Annotated in this window: 18 protein-coding genes and 2 tRNA genes; 12 read left to right on the forward strand and 8 right to left on the reverse strand. The window is 49.4% G+C overall.

The window, feature by feature from the left end:
* Positions 1–142 precede the first annotated feature (142 nt).
* The 3 genes from NW212_RS10450 to rsfS are packed head-to-tail and all read right to left on the reverse strand — an operon-like array spanning position 143 to position 3,473.
* Positions 143–985 (reverse strand): phosphatidate cytidylyltransferase, encoded by an 843-nt coding sequence (locus tag NW212_RS10450; RefSeq protein WP_258338593.1) that lies wholly within the window; start codon positions 983–985, stop codon positions 143–145.
* A 16-nt stretch (positions 986–1,001) separates the two neighbouring features.
* Positions 1,002–3,083 carry an ATP-dependent zinc metalloprotease FtsH gene (gene ftsH, locus NW212_RS10455; RefSeq protein ID WP_258338594.1) on the reverse strand — a complete coding sequence of 694 codons (2,082 nt, stop codon included), beginning with the start codon at positions 3,081–3,083 and terminating at the stop codon, positions 1,002–1,004.
* A 30-nt stretch (positions 3,084–3,113) separates the two neighbouring features.
* The gene (gene rsfS, locus NW212_RS10460) at positions 3,114–3,473 is read right to left on the reverse strand and encodes a ribosome silencing factor (RefSeq protein WP_258338595.1); all 360 of its coding nucleotides are present in this window, start codon (positions 3,471–3,473) and stop codon (positions 3,114–3,116) included.
* 270 nt (positions 3,474–3,743) lie between these two features.
* Here rsfS and NW212_RS10465 point away from each other — a divergent pair.
* The 3 genes from NW212_RS10465 to NW212_RS10475 all read left to right on the forward strand — a co-directional run bounded on the left by NW212_RS10465 (position 3,744) and on the right by NW212_RS10475 (position 6,642).
* Positions 3,744–3,814, forward strand: a tRNA-Gln gene (locus NW212_RS10465).
* Positions 3,815–3,859: 45 nt separating this feature from the next.
* Positions 3,860–3,930, forward strand: a tRNA-Gln gene (locus NW212_RS10470).
* 234 nt (positions 3,931–4,164) lie between these two features.
* Positions 4,165–6,642, forward strand: a complete 2,478-nt coding sequence (locus NW212_RS10475) for an outer membrane beta-barrel family protein (protein ID WP_258338596.1) — start codon at positions 4,165–4,167, stop codon at positions 6,640–6,642.
* Here NW212_RS10475 and NW212_RS10480 read toward each other — a convergent pair.
* Together NW212_RS10480 and NW212_RS10485 are read right to left on the reverse strand one after the other, a co-directional pair.
* Positions 6,639–7,856 (reverse strand): S-adenosylmethionine:tRNA ribosyltransferase-isomerase, encoded by a 1,218-nt coding sequence (locus tag NW212_RS10480; RefSeq protein WP_258338597.1) that lies wholly within the window; start codon positions 7,854–7,856, stop codon positions 6,639–6,641. The genes NW212_RS10475 and NW212_RS10480 overlap by 4 nt on opposite strands.
* Before the next feature lie 93 nt (positions 7,857–7,949).
* On the reverse strand, positions 7,950–8,837 hold the full coding sequence (locus tag NW212_RS10485; RefSeq protein WP_258338598.1) for a hypothetical protein: 888 nt from the start codon (positions 8,835–8,837) through the stop codon (positions 7,950–7,952).
* A 406-nt stretch (positions 8,838–9,243) separates the two neighbouring features.
* Here NW212_RS10485 and NW212_RS10490 point away from each other — a divergent pair, with 406 nt between their 5' ends.
* From NW212_RS10490 to metF, 8 genes are all read left to right on the forward strand, one after another.
* Positions 9,244–10,614: a DUF5690 family protein gene (locus tag NW212_RS10490; RefSeq protein WP_258338599.1), complete on the forward strand. Its 1,371-nt coding sequence runs from the start codon at positions 9,244–9,246 to the stop codon at positions 10,612–10,614.
* Positions 10,611–11,405 (forward strand): phosphonoacetaldehyde hydrolase, encoded by a 795-nt coding sequence (gene phnX / locus NW212_RS10495; protein WP_258338600.1) that lies wholly within the window; start codon positions 10,611–10,613, stop codon positions 11,403–11,405. The genes NW212_RS10490 and phnX overlap by 4 nt, the downstream gene beginning before the upstream one ends.
* Before the next feature lie 34 nt (positions 11,406–11,439).
* Positions 11,440–12,537: a 2-aminoethylphosphonate--pyruvate transaminase gene (gene phnW, locus NW212_RS10500; protein ID WP_258338601.1), complete on the forward strand. Its 1,098-nt coding sequence runs from the start codon at positions 11,440–11,442 to the stop codon at positions 12,535–12,537.
* A 199-nt stretch (positions 12,538–12,736) separates the two neighbouring features.
* A complete protein-coding gene (locus NW212_RS10505) occupies positions 12,737–13,786 on the forward strand; it encodes a DUF2027 domain-containing protein (RefSeq protein WP_258338602.1) in 1,050 nt (349 codons plus the stop codon).
* A 24-nt stretch (positions 13,787–13,810) separates the two neighbouring features.
* Complete coding sequence (locus NW212_RS10510) at positions 13,811–14,221, forward strand: PaaI family thioesterase (RefSeq protein ID WP_258338603.1); 411 nt, start codon at positions 13,811–13,813, stop codon at positions 14,219–14,221.
* A gap of 452 nt (positions 14,222–14,673) precedes the next feature.
* On the forward strand, positions 14,674–15,051 hold the full coding sequence (locus tag NW212_RS10515) for a BlaI/MecI/CopY family transcriptional regulator (RefSeq protein WP_258338604.1): 378 nt from the start codon (positions 14,674–14,676) through the stop codon (positions 15,049–15,051).
* 10 nt (positions 15,052–15,061) lie between these two features.
* Complete coding sequence (locus NW212_RS10520) at positions 15,062–16,792, forward strand: M56 family metallopeptidase (RefSeq protein ID WP_258338605.1); 1,731 nt, start codon at positions 15,062–15,064, stop codon at positions 16,790–16,792.
* Between the two features lie 87 nt (positions 16,793–16,879).
* On the forward strand, positions 16,880–17,842 hold the full coding sequence (metF, locus tag NW212_RS10525; protein ID WP_258338606.1) for a methylenetetrahydrofolate reductase [NAD(P)H]: 963 nt from the start codon (positions 16,880–16,882) through the stop codon (positions 17,840–17,842).
* A 110-nt stretch (positions 17,843–17,952) separates the two neighbouring features.
* Here the strand turns inward: metF and NW212_RS10530 are convergent, their stop codons facing one another.
* Positions 17,953–20,022, reverse strand: a complete 2,070-nt coding sequence (locus NW212_RS10530) for an alpha-L-fucosidase (protein ID WP_258338607.1) — start codon at positions 20,020–20,022, stop codon at positions 17,953–17,955.
* 97 nt (positions 20,023–20,119) lie between these two features.
* Between NW212_RS10530 and NW212_RS10535 the strand changes: the two genes are divergently transcribed.
* A complete protein-coding gene (locus NW212_RS10535; RefSeq protein WP_258338608.1) occupies positions 20,120–20,779 on the forward strand; it encodes a hypothetical protein in 660 nt (219 codons plus the stop codon).
* Between the two features lie 84 nt (positions 20,780–20,863).
* Here NW212_RS10535 and scpA read toward each other — a convergent pair whose 3' ends face one another.
* Both scpA and mutA read right to left on the reverse strand, forming a co-directional pair.
* On the reverse strand, positions 20,864–23,014 hold the full coding sequence (scpA, locus tag NW212_RS10540) for a methylmalonyl-CoA mutase (protein WP_258338609.1): 2,151 nt from the start codon (positions 23,012–23,014) through the stop codon (positions 20,864–20,866).
* Positions 23,015–23,027: 13 nt separating this feature from the next.
* Positions 23,028–24,896, reverse strand: coding sequence for a methylmalonyl-CoA mutase small subunit (gene mutA / locus NW212_RS10545; RefSeq protein ID WP_258338610.1), 1,869 nt, complete (start codon positions 24,894–24,896; stop codon positions 23,028–23,030).
* Positions 24,897–24,924 lie beyond the last annotated feature (28 nt).

Here is a 24,924-nt window from a genome sequence, read left to right on the forward strand (position 1 = left end):
CGTTAAACCTTATTTACGGGGGAATACCTAAAGATACAAAAAAGCCAACTAACTCGCAATGAATTAGTTGGCTAATTTTATACTATTTCTTGAATATCCCTAATTAGCTTTCAAGTTCATGCCCCTTGTTTGTCTTAGGACTTTATTTGAAAAGTGAAATTACATATAAATAGATAACAGATGCCGGTACGGCCATCAGTGTGCTGTCAAAGCGGTCGAGCATGCCTCCGTGTCCGGGCAGAATATTGCCCGAATCCTTGATGCCCAGGGTGCGTTTCAGTAAAGATTCAGTCAGGTCGCCCCATGTACCGAATACAACGACAGTAAGTCCGAGCCCGATCCATACTCCTAATGGCATGAAAGGGAAGAAATGTGCCATTATGACTGCCGCTATGGTACTGAAAACCCCGCCGCCGATAGAGCCTTCCCATGACTTCTTGGGAGAAATCCGTTCGAACAGACGATGTTTTCCGAACAATACCCCCGTGCAGTAAGCCCCGGTATCATTTATCCAAGTGAAAACGAAAATGGACAGCGGAAGTATCGGATTGTACTCCGATGCGCTTCCCGTAAGACTTGTGTGGAAAGCCAGTATATTCAGTGCAGCAAAAGGAAGTGCAATATACATTTGGCTCATCATTGTGTATGCAATGTTATGCAACGGATTTTTCCGTTTCAGATACAGCTCTGCTATCATCAAATAAATGATCAGAAACAGATAGGGAATAAGTATTTCATTCTGTCCGGGAGCTATACCGATATAGGCAAAGCCGAAAAACAGAAACACGCCTGCCAGCATGCAGATGCTTTTGTTTATCTGAACCCCGTCCTGCTTGCTGACTATCGTTCCGAATTCGCGGATTGTCAGAGCGGTAATCAGGGCGAACAGAATACTGAATGAAACCGGTCCGCCCAAGATTCCTCCCACCAGCACCGCTACGAAGATAATTCCGGTTATTGTCCGTTGTATAAAATTGTTTTTCACGATATGATGAGTTTAATTACTTGCTGTTATTGTTCGTTTCCGTAGTAGCATTGCCGTCAGCCGGAATCCCGTTTTCTCCGTTGCCTTCTTCTTTCTTCTCTGGCAGCTGTTGTTCGTCTGTCTTGTTTTCCAGACTCTTTGTTTCCTGAGCTTCCAGCTTTTCTGATTCAGCCATGATTTCTTCTGAACGGGACGTCCATGGGCGTTTTCCGAAAATCTTTTCAACGTCTTCTGCAAAGATTACTTCGCGTTCTATCAGCAGTTGCGCCAGTTTGTTGTGTCCCTCGCTGTGCTGTTTCAGCAATTCTTTTGCCCGCGTATACTGTTCGTTGATCATGTTTTGCACTTCCTGGTCAATCATCTCGGCAGTACGTTCGCTATAAGGCTTGGTAAAGCTGTATTCGTCTGTACTGCTATAGTAGCACAGGTTCGGAAGTTTGTCGCTCATGCCCGCATATGCAATCATGCCGTATGCCTGTTTGGTAACCCGTTCCAGGTCGTTCATGGCTCCCGTTGAAATATGTCCGATGAATAATTCTTCGGCTGCCCGTCCTCCTAAAGTGGCACACATTTCGTCAAGCATCTGTTCTTTGGTTGTAAGCTGTCGTTCTTCAGGCAAATACCAGGCAGCACCCAAGGCACGTCCTCGGGGAACGATTGTCACTTTTATCAGCGGGTTGGCGTGTTCGAGCAGCCATGATACGGTGGCATGTCCAGCTTCGTGCAGTGCTATTGAACGCTTTTCTGCGGCCGTCATTACTTTGGTCTTTTTTTCCAGTCCGCCCACAATGCGGTCGATTGCTGCCAGAAAATCATCTTTACCCACTGATTTCTTCTGGTGGCGGGCTGCAATCAAAGCTGCTTCGTTGCAGACATTGGCAATGTCGGCTCCACTGAATCCGGGAGTTTGCCGCGCAAGCAGGTCCACATCTACCGTGTTGTCGAGTTTCAGCGGACGGAGATGGACACCGAACACCTCTTTTCTTTCATTCAGGTCGGGAAGGTCCACGTATATTTGCCGGTCAAAACGGCCTGCACGCAACAAGGCTTTGTCAAGAATGTCCACACGGTTGGTTGCGGCCAGAATGATTACGCCACTGTTTGAACCGAAGCCATCCATTTCAGTCAGCAGCTGGTTCAGTGTATTTTCGCGTTCGTCGTTTCCTCCCATGCTCGGATTTTTTCCGCGGGCACGTCCGACTGCATCTATTTCATCAATGAAGATGATGCACGGAGCCTTTTCCTTTGCCTGGCGGAAAAGATCACGTACGCGTGAAGCTCCGACGCCCACAAACATTTCTACGAAATCAGATCCTGAAATCGAGAAGAAAGGCACATCGGCTTCTCCGGCAACGGCTTTTGCCAGCAAAGTCTTTCCTGTTCCCGGAGGTCCTACGAGCAATGCTCCTTTGGGAATTTTCCCTCCCAGTTCTGTATATTTCTGCGGTTGTTTCAAGAAATCTACAATTTCCTGTACTTCTTGCTTGGCTGCTGCCTGCCCTGCTACATCCTTGAATGTGATGCGGTTGGTTCCTTTCTCGAACAATTGAGCCTTGCTTCGTCCCACGTTGAATACGTTCGAAGCGCCGCCGGCACCTCCTCCGCCTCCCATGCGGCGCATGAGGAATATCCACAGTCCGATAAAAAACACAATGGGAAGCAGATTCCAGAACAGCATTCCGAAGTAGTCGCTTTTCTTGTCATATTGGATTGTGCCTTTGAAGTTTCCGTTTTGCTGTTCTTCCTCTATGAATTTGTCGAAAGTGTCCATCGAGCCTATCTGCACAGTTACGGCAGGACTTCTTCCCACCTTGTCGGCATCTTTCTTGAATACATCCACGATGTGTTCCGGTTTGATGTAAACTTCCAGCGTGTTGTTGTCATATGCCACGATTTTGTCGGCATATCCTTGGGTTACCATGTCCTTGAATTCTGTATAGTTTACTTCTTTTGTGGCGCTTCCTCCGTCACTGGTAAACCACAGCCATGCAAAGACCAATGCAATCAGCACGTACAGCCACGTCAGGTTGGGACGTGGAACGTTGATTTTTGGCTTGTTTCCGTTGCTGTTGTTATTGTTGTTCGTATTTTCGTTCATATGTTGTTTCGTTTAAATGGTGGATTCCAATCAGTCCAGATCAGGAATTGAGGTCAGCTTGGCATCTGCCCACAAATGTTCGAGGTCATAAAAGTTCCGGACTTCAGGCAGAAAAATATGGACAATCACATCGCTGTAGTCCATAGCTACCCATTGTGCGTTTCTCTGTCCGTCAATGGAAACGACTTTTGTTCCAGTTTCTTTTCTCACATGGTCTTTGACTGAGTCTGTTACAGCCAGAACCTGGCTTGGAGAATTTCCTTGGCAAATAACGAAGTATTTGCATATTGTATCTTCTATGCCGGTCAAATCAGCAGTGATGATGTTTTTTCCTTTCTTCTCTTGAATACCTTCGATTATTTTCTCAATAAGTTGTTTCGTTTCGTTCATCTAATTATTTCTTTTTTAATGAATGATTTTGTAAAAAAGTAAAGTCAGGCAAATATACTTGCTTTTCTGTATATCACGAAAGAAAGTAACTTATTTATCTTTTTCTTTTGTATTTTTTTGTTGGTTTTGTTCCTGCCGGGAGCTTCGCGGCATGAGAAAAAGTCTAAAAATTCAGATAAAGGCTGAAATTTTCCGCGAAAATGTTTGTATGTTCCAAAAATGTTGTACCTTTGCACCGTCAAATTAAAAATGACGGTCGTTCTCTGATTTTGGGCTATGGTGTAATGGTAACACAACAGATTCTGGTCCTGTTTTTCTTGGTTCGAGTCCGAGTAGCCCAACTTCATGTGATGAGGTCTTCATGGAGAGGATATCATCAGTCAGTTTGGGCTATGGTGTAATGGTAACACAACAGATTCTGGTCCTGTTTTTCTTGGTTCGAGTCCGAGTAGCCCAACAAAGAGGCATGATTCCGGTCATGCCTCTTTTCGTATCCGACAAACACTTGCCGCATGATTTTTTTGTCCGCTAATTTCTTCCCGTTGAACTCTTTTAACGCTTATTTTTTCGATTGTATGTATTTGCATCATACTTTTACGCTGAATTGTATGAATATTTTATAATGAATGAGAATATGATAAGGCTAAAGGTTTTGTTTTTATTCTTTTTGGCACTTCAGTCAGCGGTTGGAATGGCTCAAACAGAAGTTTCTTTTCAAGTAAAAGGGATATTGCTCGATTCTTTGACACAAGAAGGCGAACCGTATGCCACTATCCGAATAGTCCGCGATGATAAGCCGGAAAAGCCTGTCAAAATGATGGTGTCTGACATGAAGGGGCGTTTCAGGGAAACGGTTTCCGGGAAGGGAAAATTCACGCTATCCGTCACTTCGGTGGGGCGTACCACGATTGTCCGAAAGTTTACGGTAAAGGAAAGCGGCGAAACGTTTGATTTCGGAACAATTTATATGACTGATGCCGCCAACGAACTGGGAGTGGTGGAGGTTGTAGCCCAGAAACCGCTGGTAAAGGCTGATATTGACAAGATAGAATACAGTGTGTCGGATGATCCTGATTCGGAAACCAATACCATGCTGGAGATGCTGCGTAAGGTTCCTATGGTAACGGTTGATGGCGAGGATAATATAAAGGTAAATGGGAGCAGTTCGTTCAAGGTGTATGTGAACGGCAAGCCAAACAGCATGATGAGCAATAATCCGACCGAAGTGTTGAAAAGTATGCCGGCAAATACCATCAAGAAGATAGAGGTAATCACCAATCCGGGACCGAAGTACGATGCCGAAGGAGTAGGAGGGATTCTGAATATCATCACTTCCGGAGGGGGTTTTGAAGGGTATACCGTCACGTTGAGTGGAAACGCCAGCAATACGGGTGCCGGAGGCGGAGCGTTCGGTACGGTGCAGAAAGGAAAGTTTACGTTGAGTGCCCGTTACAATTATAATTACAACAACAGCCCAAGGAGCTATTCGGGAGGCAGCCAGCGTGCTACGGACATCTCTTCGGATGTGGCCAATCTGGATTATGACGGGAGCAGTAAAGGGGATGGTTCCTTTCAGTCGGGGAGCATAGAAGCCAGTTATGAAATAGATACATTGAATCTGGTAAGCGTTTCATTCGGTCTGTGGGGAGGGAGCAACGACAGCAGAGGAAACTCCCGTTATGCAGGGACATCTCCAGCCGACGGAAGCTCTCTTTACCGTTATGTCACAGCTTCCGGAAGCGAATCGTCATGGTATTCCATTGACGGAGGCATTGACTTCCAACATATATCGCCTGCAGTCAAAGAGCGTATGCTGACTTTCTCCTACAGAGTGAACTCACGTCCGCAAACTTCTGATTCCAATACGGAATATACGATTGATGAGGGATATGATGTAGACTGGGGCGAATATCTGCGCCGGCTGGAAGACCAGCGCAATGACGGAGAGCAGAATACTACGGAACATACTTTCCAGGCTGATTTCACGACTCCGCTCGGGAAGAATCATAAGGTGGAAACCGGAGTGAAATATATTTTGCGCAACAATTCCTCCGACAACGACCGTTATCTCCGTGCGGCAGGAGCTTCCGAATTCCTTTTTGATGAGGAGCACAGTACGCATTACCGCCATCAGAATGATATCATCGCCGCGTATCTGGGTTATGGACTTACCTTGAAAAAACTTTCCGGCAGGCTGGGCGTGCGTTATGAACATACTATTGAAGACGTGAAGTACCTGTTGGGGAGAGGAGAAGATTTCCGGAAAAACTATGATGACGTAATACCTTCTGCTTCGCTGGGATGGAAACTGACTGACCTGTCGAATCTCCGGCTGGGGTATAACATGCGTATCTACCGTCCGGGGATATGGTATTTGAATCCTTATCTTGACGACAGCAATCCTTCCAGCCTCTCTCAGGGAAATCCGGAGCTGGAAAGCGAACACAGCCATTCATTTTCGTTGAGCTACAGCAATTTCACTTCTAAATTCAACATAAACCTTGCGGCACGCTATTCATTTACCAACAACAGCATTCAGTCGGTAACGAGTCTGGTGTCGGAGGATGATATTCCCGACTTGTCGGCCGAAAACCGGACTGGCAAGGATGTGCTTTATACCACTTATCAGAACATCGGAAAAAGCCGTGATTTTAATCTGAGTGCATATGCGAACTGGAATGCCAGTCAGAATACGCGCATTTATGCCAATCTGTTCGGCGGATATACGAAGCTGAAAGGTGCTGACGGACTGGAGAATGACGGATGGAATTTCTTCGGATATGGAGGAGCGCAACAGAGTTTCAAGCATGACTGGCGTTTGAGTATGAATGTGTTCGGACAGACACCCTGGGTTATGCTGCAGGGAAAGGGAAGCAGTTTCTTCAGCTATGGAATCTCCCTGAACAAGTCGTTCATGAAGCGGAAACTGACTCTTTCAGCATATGCCAACAATTTCTTCAAGAAATACAACCGCTTTTCATCGCACATTGAAGGTTCGGGATTTATCAGCGACAGTTGGAACGAATATCCTCAGATGCGCTTCGGGTTCAGTATCAGCTATCGTGTGGGTGAACTGAAGGCAAGTGTAAAGAAAGCCGCCCGCACCATCACCAACGATGATGTGAAGTCGGGTGAAGGAGGGGGTGGCGGAGGCGTATCCGGCAACTAAGGAATCAGCAGCGATGAATCGCCGTAGCTCAGAAAACGGAAGCCGTGGTTCAGCGCATAGTCGTAAATTTTCCGCCAGTCACCTTTTACGAATGCCGAAACCAACAGCAGTAATGTGCTTTGCGGCTGGTGGAAATTGGTCACCATCTTTTTCACTATTTTGTAAGTGTATCCGGGCGCGATGATTATCTGGGTGCTGGTGTGCAGTGCTTCCAGACTATGGCGGTTCATGTAGTCAAGAACCTGCCGGAGTGCTTCGGTCGCGGTCAGTTGCGGATTGGTATCATAAGGCTGCCATTGGCCTACGTGCAGTTCTTCTTCACTGGCATCGGGGTGTTCGCTGATGGAAACTCCTATGTAATAAAGACTTTCCAGTGTGCGTACAGAGGTCGTTCCTACAGCTATGGCCTGCCCGTTGTGAGCTATCAGCTTTTCGACCGTCTTTTTGTTGACAGAGATATATTCAGTGTGCATTTCGTGCCCTTCGATTTCTTCACTTTTCACCGGCTTGAATGTTCCGGCACCGACATGCAGGGTAACCTCTTCCAAATCGATTCCCTTCTTTTTCAATGCGTCCAGCACCCGTTCCGTAAAGTGCAGTCCGGCGGTAGGCGCCGCTACCGATCCTTTGATTTTCGAATAAACCGTCTGATAGGTTTCCTTGTCGCTTTCCTGCGTTTCCCTGTTCAGATAAGGCGGAATGGGGAGCTCGCCGAACATTTCCAGGATATCGGCAAACGTGATTTCCGGATTGTCCCATGTGAAGTCGATCCAGTGGCTTGTTCCGCGGCATTCTCCACGTTCGGCGGTTAAGGTAAGCGTTTGTCCCTTTACCGTCATTTCTTTGTGGAGCGGACCTTCTTTCCATTTTTTCAAGTTGCCTATCATGCAGAGCCATGCCGAATGCCTGGTCTGCTGGAAGTTCAGCGCATAGTCGTTGGGACATGCCGGCTCCAGGCAGAATATTTCGATAAGTGCTCCGGTTTCCTTGCGGAAATGCAGCCGTGCCTGAATTACTTTTGTATTGTTGAAGATCATCAGTTCTCCCGGTTCCACATAGTCGGGCAGTGAGGTGAAGCGGTCTTCGCTCACTTCACCGTGCCGGTATACCAGCAGTTTCGACTGGTCGCGGACAGGCAGCGGGAATTTGGCGATGCGTTCGTCGGGCAGCGGGTAGTTGAATTCGTTTATTTTGATATGTCTTGTTTCTTCCATTGTCGTTTGATAAATTTCTGCAAAGGTACAATATTTTGCCGGATAATTATCCTGTTTTGTTGAGATACAGCATGTCATCCCGCATCCAGCCGGTCAGAATCCCAAGAATTTCTTTTCTGTTTCCAGATCGTGGTCTGTCATTTGGGGCGACGGGATGTTGCACATCCGGATGATGTCTTCCGGCTGGCAAGTATAGGCATAGTAGCGCTTCTCTGTTTCGTCAAGCGACTCGTAGCTCTTCAGTATTCCTTTGGTCTTCAGGAACTCTTCACGGCTTATGCTGTCAGACACTTTCATGAACAGAATTCGGCGCGCTATCGGATTGTAGTTGTAGTCGCAGCAGGTGTAGATTCCTCTCAGAAAGGGCGGCCGGTCGTACATGGGTATTTTCAGGCAGATGTAAAATAAGGCCAGTTGAGGCGGTTGGCTTTCGTTGAACATCAGGTAAAGATGATTCTGTCCGTTCATCATCACTGTTCCCCAGTGCGTTGTCCCATATACATTCTGATGTCCTACTTCCACATAGTTCCCGTTTTCGGAAGGAGCGATGAGGTAAGGTTCGATTTTCATTGCCTTGCTGCTCGACGAGATGCTGTAGCTCAGATAGAGTCCGCTGTAGTTGGTTATCTGGTTTACGCTTTCTTTCAGGTTGTTTCCCAATGCGTCGAGAAACGGATTGGCCGAATTCTCTTTCTGTTTCTGCGGAGCCGCGCTCATCGTGAGCAGAGCGTTCTTAAGTATGGGAAGCGAGCCGAGCAGCTTCTTTTTTGAAACGTTGTTCACCCACACCAGTGCCTTGTCGAGTGCTTCTCCTTCGCTGCATCCCTTGTCCAGCTCCTTGAAATAAGCAGGAAGCACGGTCGAATAGATGGCCGAGAGCACGCTGGGAGAAAAGCCCGACTTTTCGGCTATTTCCTTCATCTTTATTCCTTTTTGTCTGAGAAAGCAGATCCGCTCGTATATCTCTTTCAGTTCGTCCATACGTTAGGCTTTAATGTTTCGGTGTTGAGAGCCTGTTTATAAGTATTTTTATCCGCCCCTTTTTGCGTTTGTTTCCGGTCTGTTTCCCTGCTTTCACCCGTCAGGCAGCCCGCTGTCATCCTCGTAAAAACTGAAAAACATCCTCGAAAACAATTCTCAAACCGAGGCAGAGCAAAATTTAAACGGCTTTGAAAATCGGTGCGTAAAGGTACGAATTATTTTGAAATATAGTCTTGCGTGAGATGTTACAATAATGTTTCAAGCATGTTTCGTGCAGGTTTCGTTCTTGTGATGAATCTGTTTCATGAATGTTTCTGAATTATTTCGTGTTTATGATTCATGGTTTATTCATTTTTCTCTTCGCCTGCCCTTTCTACTTTTGCGTCAGATACAGAAAAAGAACATTATGGAATCATCCTTACATAGAGAAAGACGGAAAGACATGCCCGACTGGATATTTGTGCTTTGGGCAGGCGGGACGGCGCTGTTGTCGTATTCGCTTGTATATGCACTCCGCAAGCCATTCACGGCCGCCGAGTTTGAAGGGCTTCAGGTGGGAGGAATGGACTACAAGATAGCGGTCAGCATTATTCAACTGCTGGGGTATGTGACGGCCAAGCTCTTAGGAATCAAGTATATTTCGGAACTGAAGCCCGAAGGACGGCTGAAATTCATCATCGGATCGGCCGCCCTGTCGGAAATCGCGCTGCTGGCTTTCGGACTGCTTCCCTTACCTTATAATATAGCGGCTTTGTTTTTCAACGGACTTTCGTTGGGGTGCATGTGGGGAGTTATTTTCAGTTTTCTTGAAGGAAGACGTACCACCGACATCCTGGCGAGTATCATGGGGGTGAGCATGGCGCTTAGTTCGGGAGTGGCCAAGTCGATGGGACTTTATGCACTCAACAGCCTGCATGTGAGCGAATTCTGGATGCCTGCTTTGATTGGAGCCTTTGCATTTCCGTTGCTTTGCGTGCTGGGCTGGACGATGACAAAGTTTCCCAAGCCCACAGAAGCGGACATTGCCTCGCGTTCAGTGCGTGTAACGCTGGACGGACATCAGCGCTGGATGCTTTTCCGCCGCTTCATGCCTGTGCTTTTGATGCTGTTCGCCGCCAATCTCCTGCTGACAGTGCAGCGCGATGTGAAAGAAGACTTCATCGTATGCATCATCGACGTAAGCACCATCTCTTCATGGGCATTCGCTCAAATCGACTCGATAGCGACGCTGGTTCTTCTGGCGACATTCGCCCTGCTTGCCACGACCTATGATCATCTGAAGGTGCTTTGTGTGCTGCTGATCCTTTCTGTTGCCGGTATGGGAACGCTGGCGGTTATTGCCGCCAACTTCGAGCAGATGAATCTGCCCGTTACCATCTGGCTTTTCCTCCAGAGCCTTTGCCTCGACATGGCTTATCTGAGCTTTCAGACTATCTTTTTCGAGCGGTTCATCGCCTGTTTCAAAATCAGGGGAAATGTGGGATTCTTTATTATCACCATCGATTTTGTTGGATATATGGGAACGCTGGCTCTGCTGGTTTTCAAGGAAGTGTATGCTTCGCATGTCAACTGGACCCTTTTCTATAATCAGATGAGCATCTATATCGGCGTTGCATGCTGCCTGGCGTTCGTCGGTTCGCTGATTTACATAATCCGTGCCAGCAGGAGGTTCAGAAAAGACCCCGATGCTTTTTCCCTGTCCGGAAAAGCAAGTGGCGAAGCTGGCGATAAAGAAGATAAGACAGACAACAATTATTTAATGACAAATGTGATATGAAAAAAATTGAATGTGTGATTCTGGACTGGGCGGGTACGGCCGTTGACTATGGCTGCTTTGCTCCTGTATCTGCCTTTATCGAAAGTTTCAAGTCGTTGGGCCTTGAAGTGACGGCTGCCGAAACGCGTGCCCACATGGGACTGACCAAGATTGAAGAAATCAGGGCTTTGTTCAAGATTGAGCGTGTGGCGAATACTTTCCGTGAAAGGTACGGGCGCGATTACAATGAAAATGACATTCAGGCCTGCTATGCTGAGTTCCAGCGTCTGCTGTTCGCTTCCTTGCGCAGCTATTCCGGGCCGATCTCCAGGGTGGTTGAAACCATCGATCTCTTGCGCTCACAGGGCATTGTTATCGGTTCGACAACAGGCTATACGAAAGAGATGATGGACATCGTGATTCCTGCCGCCGCCGAACAGGGTTACCGGGTGGACAATTGCGTGACTTCGGACGGTTTGCCCGCGGGACGTCCTTATCCTTACATGATATACAAGAACATGTGCGACTTGGCTGTTCCGTCACGTTTTTCCGTCCTGAAATATGGCGATACCATTTCCGACATCAAGGAAGGCGTGAATGCCGGCGTATGGAGCGTGGGCGTCGTGTTGGGGAGCAACGAACTGGGGCTGACCGAAGAGGAAGTGAACGCCATGCCTGCCGGTGAACTGAAAAAGCGGATGCTGGAGGTGAGATACCGCATGTATGCTGCCGGAGCACATTATGTGGTGGATTCGATAGAAGAGCTTCCTGCACTGATTGAGAGCATCAACGCACGAATGAATAGGGAATGAACGGAATGTTGAAAATATAAAAAACGGAACAGATATGCGACCTTATTTACTGTTGACCCCCGGTCCGCTGACTACGAGCGAAACCGTGAAAGAAGCCATGATGAGTGACTGGTGTACATGGGATGAAGATTATAACATCGGTATTGTAGAAGTTATCCGCAAGCAGCTGGTGGAACTGGCAACCAGCCGGCCGGAAGAATATACGTCCGTGCTGATGCAGGGCAGCGGGACGTTCTGCGTTGAGGCTGCCTTAGGCTCTGCCATACGTCCGGACGACCATCTGCTGGTTGTTGCGAACGGCGCTTACGGAAAGCGCATGGGGGTGATTGCCGGATATTATCATCTGAATTGCCATGTGATGCAGTTTGACGAAACTCAGGCCGTTGACCCGAAGGAGATTGACGGGTATCTGAACGCACATCCGGAAGTGACTCACGTGTCGGTGGTGCATTGTGAAACTACTACAGGCGTACTGAATCCGCTGGCAGAGATTGCCGGGGCGGTGAAATCGCACGGCAAGGTGCTGATTGTGGATGCGATGAGCAGCTTCGGCGGAGTTCCTGTCGACATGGCTGCCTTAGGCATCGACTTCCTGATCAGCAGTGCGAACAAATGTATCCAGGGTGTTCCGGGATTTGGTTTCGTCATAGCCCGCCGTTCGTTGCTGGAGCAGTGCAAGGGAGTGGCGCGTTCGTTGTCGCTCGACCTGTACGACCAGTGGGAAACAATGGAAAAAGGCCACGGAAAATGGCGCTTTACTTCGCCCACCCACGTGGTGCGTGCTTTCATGCAGGCCATGAAGGAGCTGCAGATTGAAGGGGGAGTGGAGGCGCGTCATGCCCGCTATTGCGAGAACCACCGCATTCTGGTGGAAGGGATGCGTTCGCTGGGGTTCAAGACCCTGCTCCCCGACAATGAGCAGTCGCCGGTCATCACGTCTTTCTATTATCCGAGTGCGGATTTTGACTTCAAGGCGTTCTATTATGCGCTGAAATCGAAAGGCTTTGTGATTTATCCGGGAAAGATTTCGCAGGCAGACACGTTCCGTATAGGAAACATCGGCGATGTATTTCCTGCCGACTTTATCCGCCTGATTGAAGCGGTCAGAGAGCTGAATATAAAGATCGGCTGACACAAACGGCGTTGGAAAGGCCGGACGCGGAATGCGGAAATGCGGGGAAGAGAATCGGAGAGTCTTCGCGTTTCTGCGTTTCCGCGCCCGGCTTTTTTTTTTGCTCCGCTCTTGATTCCGGAGCGTCTTTTTTTGATTTTATTCTGAAAAGTGTCTACATTTGTATGCGTATGAAACGAAAAAGAAAACAGACGGAATTATGAAAATAGGAGATAAAGTCCGTTTCCTGAGCGAAGTGGGAGGCGGCATTGTGAAAGGATTTCAAAGCAAGGATGTGGCGCTGGTAGCCGATGAAGACGGATTCGAAATACCGATGCTGGTGAAGGAGTGTGTAGTCGTGGAAACGGATGACTATAACGTTCCGCTCAAGACGGCCCAGAAACCAGCTCTTCCTGAAAAGGAAGAAGAAGAGGAAGACAGCCGTCCGGTTACTTACCGTGCGCCGGAAATCCGCGGAAACGACGTGCTGAACGTATTTCTGGCCTTTGTGCCGCAAGACCTGAAAGCCATCTCGTCGACATCGTTTGACGCTTATCTCGTGAACGACAGCAATTATTTTGTCGATTATCTCTATCTGTCGGCCGAAGGGAAGAGCTGGACGCTCCGGAGCCGCGGGACTGTGAAGCCCAACATGAAGCAGCATCTGGAAGAGTTCGACAAGTCGGAACTGAATGCGCTGGAGCATGTGGCGGTGCAGGTTCTTGCTTATAAGGACGACCGTACCTTCCTGCTGAAGCCTGCCGTAAGCCAGGAGTTGCGCATCGATACCGTAAAGTTCTACAAGCTGCATACGTTCCAGCCTTCCGACTTCTTTGCAGAGCCTGCGCTGGTTTATGATGTGGTGAAGGATGATGAGGCGGTGAAACAGGTGTATGTTTCGGCTGATGACATCAAAACGGCTCTCTTGCAGAAGTCGGTGCCGGATGCGCCCGCACGGCCTAAGGAAGAGCAGCGGAAAGTGAAGAATAACATCGTGGAGGTAGACCTGCATATCCATGCGCTGCTGGATGATACGGCGGGAATGAGCAATTCGGAAATGTTGGACTACCAGCTTGACGTGTTCCGCAAGACGCTGGATGAGTTCAAGAACAAGAAAGGCCAGCGCATCGTGTTTATCCATGGAAAGGGGGACGGGGTGCTGCGCCGTGCCATCCTTGATGAACTGAAGCGGAAATACAAGACCTATACCAGCCAGGATGCTTCGTTCCGTGAATACGGATTCGGAGCTACAATGGTTACAATCCATTAATTACCAACTGATTGAATTAGCTATATGGGGACGCTGAAAGAAATGCTCTCGCACGATCGTTTTGCGGCTTGTGCCGGAGTGGAACTTCTTGAAATCAGTCCGGGATATGCCAAAGCCCGGATGGAAGTGACAGACAATCATCTGAATGCCGGGGGAGTGTGCCAGGGCGGTGCCTTGTTCACGCTGGCCGACCTGGCTTTTGCAGCAGTGGCCAACAGCCGCGAGAAGCTTACGCTTTCGCTCAATGCGCAGATCACGTTTCTCCGTCCGGCACGGAAGGGATATGTTTATGCCGAAGCGAACGAGGTGTTCAACCATGCCCGCGTGCCTTTCATCGAAGTGCGCATCATGGACGAGAATCTGCAGCTGGTCGCTGTCCTCACCAGTTCGGGCTATCGGAAAAGCGAAGAACTGGATGTGGATGGACTGGAATAGCCGGGTGGCTTGACTGAAGCGGAGGTTCCGGAAACTGCTCCGAAGGCATCTTTTGGGGAACCTGTATGCTTTTGCTGTTTTTCTGACCGTTCGGACGGGTGAGTCTGTGCGGTCATTTTTATGCTTTTGTGCGTTCGGAAAATCATTTTTGTCCGCGAGAAAAGGCGGAGTAACGCGGATGAATCTTTATCTCCAGACTGGAGATTTACATCTTTAGGCTGGATACATATATCTTTAGTCTGGAGATAACCTTTTTGCGCTGGCATCGGATGTTTGAAAATGAAAGTCTGCCTTTATTTTCCGTCCGGCGAATGTGTGGCTTAATTTTATGGCATACAGACCGTTTGCGCATGATGTGGCGGATTTCTTTTCTCTTTTTAATTAGTTTAACTATATAGTTTAGTTGTGTAACTAAAACTTTTAGTTTGTTTGTGGAACAAAAAGATATCGTTATGAAAACACTGACAGGAAAAGAAGAAGAAGTGATGGGATTTTTCTGGGAGAAAGGCCCCCTGTTCGTAAGGCAGATAGTGGAGCTTTATGAAGAGCCGCGTCCGCATTTCAATACCCTTTCGACGATTGTGCGCGGGCTGGAGGAGAAAGGCTATCTTTCTCACACGGCGTTCGGAAACACTTACCGGTATTTTCCGGTGGTTTCGCGTGAAGAGTTCAAGCGCCGGACGCTGAAGGGGGTGATAAGCAAGTATTTCAACAATTCGTATCTCGATGTCGTTTCTTCGCTGGTCAAGGAAGAAGAGCTTTCGCTTGACGAGCTGAAGGAGCTTGTGCGCCGTGTGGAAGAGGCGGATCGGGAAAAAGAAAGGAAATGACACGAAGCGTATGGGAGAAGTTCTGGTTTATATATTGAAGTCATCGGCGTGCCTGGCTGTATTTGTCGTATTCTATAAAGTGCTGCTGAGCCGGGAAACGTTTCACCGCTTCAACCGGTGCATGTTGCTGGGCGTGGCGGTATTGTCGTGTGTGCTTCCGTTGGTGCAGATTCACTTAGACAACGGGGATGCAGCCGTTCCTTCTTTCTTTGTGGCGGAAGAATGGTGGCTTGCGCAGGATGTGCTTCCGGAATATGGCACTCAAGAGGCGGCGTTTCCGTGGGCAGGCTTTGTCGTGCTGCTTTACTTTGCCGGGATGCTGGCCACGTTTTTCTGGCATGTTGCCTCTGCATTCCGTATGTTCCGGCTGCTTGACGGAGCCAAGAGAGAGCAGCTTTCTGACGGAAGTGTCCTCGTGCTGCACAGGCGTGAGGCGCCTCCGTTCAGTTGGATGAAGTTTGTGGTGATGTCTGAAAAAGACTGGCGCGAAAATGGAAAAGTGATTCTTCTTCACGAAGAGGCGCACGTGCGTCTGTACCATTCGTACGACCTTTTGTTTGCTGGGCTGCTGGCATGTGTCCAGTGGTTCAATCCGGCCGTATGGTGGCTGAGGCGCGAGTTGCAGGCGGTGCACGAATATGAAGCTGACGAAGCGGCCGTGTGTGGCGGAGCCGATGCAAAAGAATATCAGTTGTTGTTAATAAAAAAAGCCGTTGGCGCAAGGCTCTACTCTCTTGCCAACAGCTTTAATCACAGTTCACTTAAAAAACGTATCACTATGATGATCAAAAGAAAATCCAATCCGTGGGCGCGCATGAAGTGTGTTTATGTGCTTCCGCTGGCAGCCGTGGCGGTTGCCGCCTTTGCACGTCCCGAAGTTTCAGACCCGTTGGGCGAAATTTCGAATGCCAAAGTTACAGATTTGTCCGCATTTGTGAAAGCGGATGAAGTTAAAAGTGTGGAAAACGGACCGGCAGCGCAGCCGAAAGACAGCCTGAAGGGCAGAATGCTGATTTTGAAATCGAAGAAAGGAAGCCTGAAAGACAACGAAGTGGTGGTTGTGGGCTATGCTTCTGCCGATGAAAGCAAGGCCGAAAAGATATTCGATGAGGTGGACATGGTGCCGGAATATCCCGGAGGGATGAAGGAGTGCTTCCGTTTTCTTGCTATGAACCTGCGTTATCCTGTAAAGGCCATTGAAAATCATATAGAGGGAAATGTGGCCGTTCGTTTCGTTGTGGAAAAGGACGGAAGCCTTTCAGGCATGCATGTGCTGCAAGGAGCAGATCCGTATCTGGATGCCGAGGCACTTAGGGTGATCGGTTCGATGCCGAAATGGAATCCTGGACGTGTGGACGGAAAGCCGGTGCGGACAAGATTTGTTCTGCCTATCGTGTTTAAGCTTCAGGAGCAGGAGGGAAAGGCAGATGTGGATAAGGTTGCAGGAACGGACGAAAAGCCGGTGGAACAGGATTTGTCAAAAGCACTGATCCTTGTGGACGGAGAAAAATATACGGGCGATCCTGGCAAACTCGACCAAAACCAGATAGAAAGCATCAGTATATTTAGAAAAGGTGCCAAGGGTATAGAGGAGTATGGTGATGAAGGAAAAAACGGAGTGCTTCTCATCAAGACCAAGAAAGCGGGCAAGCTGAACACTTCCGAATCTGAAGTTGAGCATAATGTGCAGGAAAAAAATGCTGTGCTGCGCATTGCAACATCGGACGAAAATAAAAGATAAAAGACAGAATCCTTAAAAAAACGAATAATGTTTGTTCGTTTCTTTAAGGATTCGTTACCTTTGTGCTTGAAAATACAAAATACAGTTATGAAAGTCCGTGATTTTATAGAAGAGAATAAGAGCACAGGGAAGCCGGTCTTCTCGTTCGAGATTCTGCCTCCGCTCAAAGGTAACAGCATCCAGAAGGTTTATAATGTAATCGACAAGCTGAAAGAATTCGGTCCGAAATACATCAACATCACCTCGCATCACAGCGAAACGGTCTACGTGCCCCAGGCTGATGGAAACTTGAAAAAGGCTACGGTGCGCAAACGTCCGGGTACGGTGGCTGTGGCCGCGGCCATTCAGAACAAGTACGGCATTCAGGCTGTGCCGCACATTATCTGTAAGGGATTCACGAAGGAAGAAACGGAATATGCGCTGCTCGACCTGAACTTTTTGGGGATTTCCAACCTGCTTCTTTTGCGCGGAGATGCGAAATCGCTCGACATTCCTGCAAAAGACAGGGATTTGTATCACGAACACGCCACCGATCTCCAGCGGCAGGTGAATCTGTTCAACCAGGGAATCGCGCTCGACGGATCGAAGATCGAGGGCATAGACACGCCTTTCTCTTATGGCATGGCCTGCTATCCCGAAAAGCATGAGGAGGCTCCCAACATGGAGTCGGATATTTATTACCTGAAAGAAAAGGTTCGCAACGGAGCGGACTATGTGGTGACTCAGATGTTTTTTGACAATGAGAAGTATTATTCGTTTGTAGAACGCTGCCGGAAAGAGGGCATTAATGTGCCGATCATTCCCGGAATCAAGCCGGTAGTGCTGAAGAGTCAGCTTACGGTACTGCCGAGAGTGTTCCGCACGGACATTCCCGAACCTTTTGCCGCCGAGCTTCGAAAGTGCAAGACGGACGACGAAGTGAAGGAAGTGGGTGTGGAATGGAGCATCGAGCAATGCAAGGATCTGATTCGCCACGGTGTGGAAGGACTGCATTTCTATACGCTTCTTGCATCAGACAGCGTGCGGAAAATTGCGGAAGCGATTTATTGAGGCAGGAATTTATTGCCTTGCAGGAGCTAAAGGGAGTTAGGGGAGTCCGTCACCCTCGCAGGGGTGTAAGCCGGTTGTTCCGCAGACTCCCTTTGCCCTTTTTAAGGAAACTACATGGCAATCCTCCGGAGACGGATGCGGAGGTTCGAAAGTTCCGCGTCGGTATGAGGTGAAGCCGGCTTGTGAGGCTTGACGGTTACGGTGTGCGATTTCCCGTTCAGTATTTCGGGAAGAGTTATTTCCTGTTTGTATGTGACGGGCTTTTCTGCTGTGCGGAATAAATAGCCGAACCGGTTTTCAAAACGGTTGTAGAGCCGTATGACTATGCAGTTCTTTCCTTTGCGCAGCGGAATGGCTACCTGTTCCTTGCGGAAAGAGCATCGGTAGTGATTCAGGTGTTTCATGATGGAAACTCCGTTCACGCAGACCTCAATGCCGTTTCCGGCACCTATTTCCGCTATCACCCGTTGCTGCCGGGGAGATTCGACCTCCTGCATCAGGTAGTAGGTTTCAAATGGCTTGCAGGCCACTGTTCCGCTGTCTGCATCCAGCTTCTTCCAGCCGTTTCTTTCCGTTTCCGGAGCTGCCGGAGCGTCAAATGAAGTATGTTTGGGGCCGCATAGGTAAAGGCCTCCCCATGTTGTCCCGGGCAACGGATCTTGGCTTTGCGGTTTTCCTTCGCCCAACTCTACCGTATAAGTCTTTTGGTCGATGGTCAGATCGATTGTCTTCCCTTTTTCTTGCGGAGTGTAAATCAGATCAAGCTGTTTGAGAAGAATCTGGTCGAAATTCCACGAATATCCGATGATGCTCTTGTAGTTGGTGTAATAGTCGAAGCACGAATAACTGTAGAGGGGTGTCGCGTTCTGTGCGGTCAGTGACGTGCTCCTTACGTTTTTCCCGGGGAAGCGGGTGATTTCTTTGTCGAAGTCTAGAGTGAGCACATGAATCACGCTGTCTTTGTAGGCTGAAGCCGGGACGGTGAGCACAATCTCGTCCCCGTATTGCAGGTAGGATGCCATTTTTCCGTCCCCCTTTTCCAGCACGTATCCCGGCATGTTGAAAGTGATTTTTCCGTCTTTGGGATAGTTGCCTGAAAGAAACAGATAGAGCTGCTTCCCTTTTCGTGCGGCTGTTCCCCAGTCAAATTCTTCGTTGAAGGGAGAAGAATCACTTCCGTATACTGCATATCCGTACTGCCCGAGCCATTTCCCGATTCTTTCCAGCACCTGTCTTTCGAATGAAATCACATTCCCTTGTCCGTCGGGACCGATATTCAGCAGGTAGTTTCCTCCGTGAGAAACCACGTTGGCCAGTGCGCGCATCTTTTCTGCGGCTTTTTCTTTTGCATTTTCCCGTTTTTGCCACGAACGGTAGCCCCATGTTTCGTTGAACATCGAGGCGCATGTCTGCCACGGTGTCTGGAGAGTAGCGTCCGGATATTGGTTGTCGCCCATCACGCAGAAGTCGTAGCAATCGTTTCCGAGCCTTCCGCTTACCATGCACGAAGGCTGTATCCGGTGTACCAGTTCATAAAGCTCCCTGCTTTGTTCCGGCGTGTTCGACCCCATGTCAAACCATAGCTCTGAGATAGGTCCGTAGCGGGTGAGCAGTTCTTTCAGCTGTGCCTTGCTGTATTCGTGGTGTTTGGACGGAATGAAATTCGCATTGTGCGGTGCCATAGGCGAAGCATACGGGCAATGCCAGTCGATGAGCGAGAAGTAGAGCCCGAAATTCAGTCCCGCGCGTTTGCAGGCTTCCGCCATTTCTTTCACCAGGTCACGTTTGCATGGCGATGCGTCATAAATGTTGTAGGCTGTCGTTTTCGTGCGGAACAGGCAGAATCCGTCGTGATGCTTGCTGGTGAGCACAACCGAGCGCATTCCGGCACGCTTGGCAAGAGCGGCGATTGAGTCTGCATTGAAGCAATTCGGATTGAACTCTCCGGCCAGTGCTTCGTATTTGTCTTTTGGAACGGGAGCGAAAGCCATGATCTGTTCGCTGTATCCTTGCGTCACGGGTTTTCCTTTCCACACGCCTCCCAATTTGGAGTAAAGCCCGAAGTGGATGAACATTGAGAATTTGTTGTCCTGCCATTGGCGGAAGGATTGGGTATCATGCCCGGCTTGCATTCCGGCGCTTGCCAGCAGAAGGCAGAATAAGATAACGAACTTTTTCATGGGTTTTGCTTTTCTTGAAAGCAAAGATAGTGACTTCATTTTGTGAAATGAAAAAAAAAGCTATTTTTGTGATGACGACCTTTTTAATTAATTCTATATGAAAAACTTGGCATTTGTGTGTTGTTTGCTGGCTGTGGCGTTTGAAGCTGTGGCCGGACTTCCGGAAAGGGAGCGCGGGGACGGCCTGCTTGTGCGTGTGGGGGCCGGAGCAGGCTTTGCAAATCAGGCCGGAACGGGCGAATCGGCGTGGTATGGCCCGAAACAGAAAGGGAACTGCGGCTTCCAGTACAGTGTGGATGTGCTGAATTATTGTAGAAGCCTGGGTTATGGTGTGACGTTCAGGCATTATCTGCATAGCCGTGACATAGCGGGAAGTGTTCCTGATCTGCTGGACGAAGATGTGCAGGTCATGTATGTCGCTCCCCAATTCTCGAATATCGACAAGAGCCTGTTTTTTGAAGGACTTACAAGCAACATTGATTTGGGAGTGGGATATGCCCACTACAAGAGCAGCGGAACGGTTGGCCGGTATGCATACGATGCGCCAGCTTCAGGCTTCGGCGTGAATGTGAACATTGGACTCGCTTATCAGGTGAACCGGCATCTGAGCACAAGACTTTCCCTTTCGGGAGAGTTTTACTGGTTCTATAATCTGCATGATGGGAACGACTATTCTTTTGAATCTCCCTTTGCCCGGCGTGACAAGCTTAAAATGGTGATGATCATTCCCCAGCTATCTGTGGCATACCATTTTTAGCGTTCCGCACATGGGCGTTTGTTTTCATGAAAATGAGCGGTCATCTTCATCATGATGGCCGCTCATTTTGTCAGGGTTGTGCGCTTATTCTTCCGTGTCAAGCAGGATGTCCATTACCTGGCAGGCGCATTTCGCAACCGATGTGCCCGGTCCGAAGATGGCGATAACGCCAGCCTTGTACAGGAAGTCATAGTCTTGCGGAGGGATGACACCTCCGGCAAACACCAGAATGTCTTCGCGTCCCATGCGCTTCAGCTCTTCCATGATTTGCGGAATCAGTGTCTTGTGTCCTGCGGCCAGCGAAGAAACTCCCACGGCATGCACATCGTTTTCTACCGCTTCGCGCGCAGCTTCTTCCGGAGTCTGGAACAACGGTCCCATGTCTACGTCGAAACCGCAGTCGGCAAAGCCGGTTGCCACTACTTTTGCACCTCGGTCGTGTCCGTCCTGTCCCATCTTGGCTATCATGATACGCGGACGGCGCCCTTCTTTCTTTGCAAATTCTTCGGTCAGTTCGCACGCTCTGGCGAAATCTGCATCCTTTTTACTTTCTGATGAATACACTCCTGATATGGTTCTGATTACTGCTTTATAGCGTCCCACTACTTTTTCGCAGGCGTCTGATATTTCTCCCAAGGTAGCGCGTACACGGGCCGCTTCTACCGCCAGTTCCAACAAGTTGCCCTTGCCGGTGCGTGCGCATTCGGTGATGGCTTCCAGCGCCTTGTCTACTTCGGCCTGGTTTCTTCCTTCTTTCAGGCGGCGCAGGTTTTCGATCTGTTCCTGACGCACTGCAGTGTTGTCTACTTCCAGAATATCGATCGGATCTTCCTTTTCCAGCCGGTACTTGTTGGTTCCCACGATGGTCTGTTCGCCCGAGTCGATACGTGCCTGGGTGCGTGCGGCGGCTTCCTCAATGCGCATTTTCGGAATGCCTGTTTCGATGGCTTTGGCCATGCCTCCCAGCTTTTCAATTTCCTGAATGTGCTCCCATGCCTTGTGCGCGATTTCGTTGGTCAGCGATTCCACGTAATAAGAACCTGCCCACGGATCGACGTTCTTGCAGATCTGGGTTTCTTCCTGAATGTAAATTTGCGTGTTGCGTGCGATGCGTGCCGAAAAGTCGGTAGGCAAGGCGATGGCTTCGTCCAGCGCATTGGTGTGGAGTGACTGGGTGTGGCCCAACGCCGCTGCCATGGCTTCGATGCATGTGCGTCCGACGTTGTTGAACGGGTCCTGTTCGGTGAGCGACCATCCCGAGGTTTGCGAGTGTGTGCGCAGAGCCAGCGATTTCGGGTTCTTCGGATTGAACTGCTTTACGATTTTTGCCCAAAGCATACGTGCCGCGCGCATCTTGGCGATTTCCATAAAATGATTCATTCCGATGGCCCAGAAGAACGAAAGGCGGGGAGCGAAGGCATCGATGTCGATTCCCGCGGCGATGCCTGCGCGCAAGTATTCCAGTCCGTCGGCCAGCGTGTAGGCGAGTTCGATGTCGGCTGTGGCTCCGGCTTCCTGCATGTGGTAGCCCGAAATGGAGATTGAGTTGAACTTCGGCATCTTCTGCGAAGTATATTCGAAGATGTCAGAAATAATCTTCATGGAAAAGGCTGGCGGATAGATGTAGGTGTTGCGCACCATGAACTCTTTCAGAATGTCGTTCTGGATGGTTCCGGCCATCTCTTCCAGCTTTGCCCCCTGTTCCAGTCCGGCGTTGATGTAGAATGCCATGACGGGAAGCACCGCGCCGTTCATTGTCATCGACACCGACATCTTGTTCAGTGGAATCCCGTCGAACAGCACCTTCATGTTGTCGAGCGAGCAGATGGAAACGCCTGCTTTGCCCACATCTCCCACTACGCGCGGATGGTCCGGATCGTAGCCGCGGTGAGTAGGAAGGTCGAAAGCAACCGACAGACCTTTCTGTCCTGATGCCAGGTTGCGGCGGTAGAATGCGTTCGACTCTTCAGCGGTGGAAAATCCGGCATACTGGCGGATGGTCCATGGGCGGAAGGTGTACATCATGGAGTACGGTCCTCTGAGATAGGGAGGAATGCCGGCCGCATAGTTCAGGTGCTCCATGCCTTCCAGGTCTTCCTTTGTATAGACAGGTTTCACCGGAATCTGTTCGGGCGTGTTCCAGTTGGCTGTAATGTTGTTTTCTTTCTGCCATTCTTTTCCGTTTTGGGGGTGGAATCCGGCAAATATGTCAATGTCTTTAAAATTCGGTTTCATGGTTTGTCCTGATTTACAGTAGTTGTTTGTTATACTCGCGTAAGGTTTCCAGCACGTTGCAGCGCACATGGATGAAATTCTCGATTCCGGCAGCTTTCAGATCGTCCATGCATGCCGGGGCTCCTGCCACGATAAACATCGCGCGTCCGTTGAGAGCCTTGAATGCCGGAACTGCATATGCTGCATACTCGTCATCGCTTGAGCAGAGCACCACAATGTCTGCGTTTGCCTTGAGAGCCGCTTCAACTCCCTCTTCAACCGTGGCGAAGCCTAAATTGTCGATAACCTCATAACCTGCACAGGCGAGGAAATTGCACGAGAATTGGGCGCGTGCCTGACGCATGGCCAGGTTGCCGATGGTCAGCATGAAAGCTTTCGGACGTTTGCCCGAATGTTCCGTTTCCAGGCGCAAGGCCTCGAACTCGCTTGCCGCACGTTCGGTATTCAGTGCCGGGAAAGGCTTTTCGCATTCGTGTCCATGCTCTTTTCCGTTTCCGCAGCAGCAGGCATGTTCCAAAGGCGCCTTGTTGCCGGCCTGTTCGCTAAAGTTCGGATACTGGTTGGTTCCCAGCAGAATCTCTTTTCTTCTGGACACAGCCTCGTGACGCGCCTTGTTGCTGGCATTCACCGCATTCTGCACTGTTCCGGCTTTGATGCCTTCCAGCATTCCGCCCTCATCTTCTGTCTGAAGGAAAAGTTTCCATGCTTCTTTGGCGATGGAGGCGGTCAGCGTTTCGATATAGTATGATCCTCCGGCTGCATCTGCCACACGGTTGAAGTGAGATTCCTCTTTCAGCAGGAGCTGCTGGTTGCGCGCCAGACGTTCCGAGAAATCGTTGGGCGTTTCATATACCTTGTCGAACGGAGTGACTGTGATGGAGTCGACTCCTGCGATGGCTGCGCTCATCGTTTCGGTCTGTGTGCGGAGCAGGTTTACGTAAGAATCAAATAAGGTGAGATTGAATGTCGATGTTTCCGCATGTATGTTCATCATGCACGATTCTGTCCGTTCCGGCTTGTATTGCGCCACGATATTTGCCCAAAGCATGCGTGCGGCGCGGAACTTGGCGATTTCCATGAAATAGTTTGAGCTGATGCCGAAGTGGAACTTGATTTTCTTTGCCGCCAGATCAGCCGGCACTCCCGCTTCGGTCAGTTGGCGCATGTATTCATTTCCCCAGGCCAGTGCATATCCCAGTTCCTGGTAAATGTAGGCGCCCGAGTTGTTCAGCATGACTGAGTTGACTGCAATGCACCGGAAGTTGGGATAGTCTTTCAGCGTTTCGGCGATTTCCTTTCCGAAAGCGAACACGCCGCTCACGTCTTTCCCCTTTTGCAGCATCTTGCTGATCGGGTCGAAGTTGAGCGAACCGTGAAGCTTTTCCGGGCTGTATCCTTTTTCCTTGAAATAGTCAGCCAGCAGTTGGGCGAGGAGCAGCGTGTGCCGCTGGCAGGTGGAGAAGTTCAGTTCGATGCATTCGCAACAGATGTCTTGCAGGAGCGTGCGGATGAATTCGGCATTCAAGTCGGTCTTTTTCACGGAGAATCCCAGCGAATCCACCCCTTTGTTCAGGATGTCGAGTGCCTTGGCGTTGGCAGCCTTTGCGTCGTCCGCCACAATGTCCTGCCGGATGAACCAGGTGTTGTCGTCTTTCTTGTTTCCCCTGATGTAGGGAAATTCGCCCGGCAATCCTTCGGTCGTTTTCAATCCTTCAATGTCTTCCTGGCGGTAGAAAGGCTTTACCTTGAACCCTTCGTTGGTTTTCCATACCAGCTTCTTTTCGTAATCGGCCCCCTTCAGGTCTGCCATCACTTTGTCTGTCCATTCTTGGGTAGACACAGGAGGGAAATCTGAAAACAGTTTTTCTTTATTATCTGCCATAATTAGATGTGTTTTGTTGATATTCAGA

Source organism: Bacteroides sp. ET225 (assembly GCF_024733745.1).
GTDB classification, from domain to species: Bacteria; Bacteroidota; Bacteroidia; order Bacteroidales; family Bacteroidaceae; genus Phocaeicola; species Phocaeicola excrementipullorum.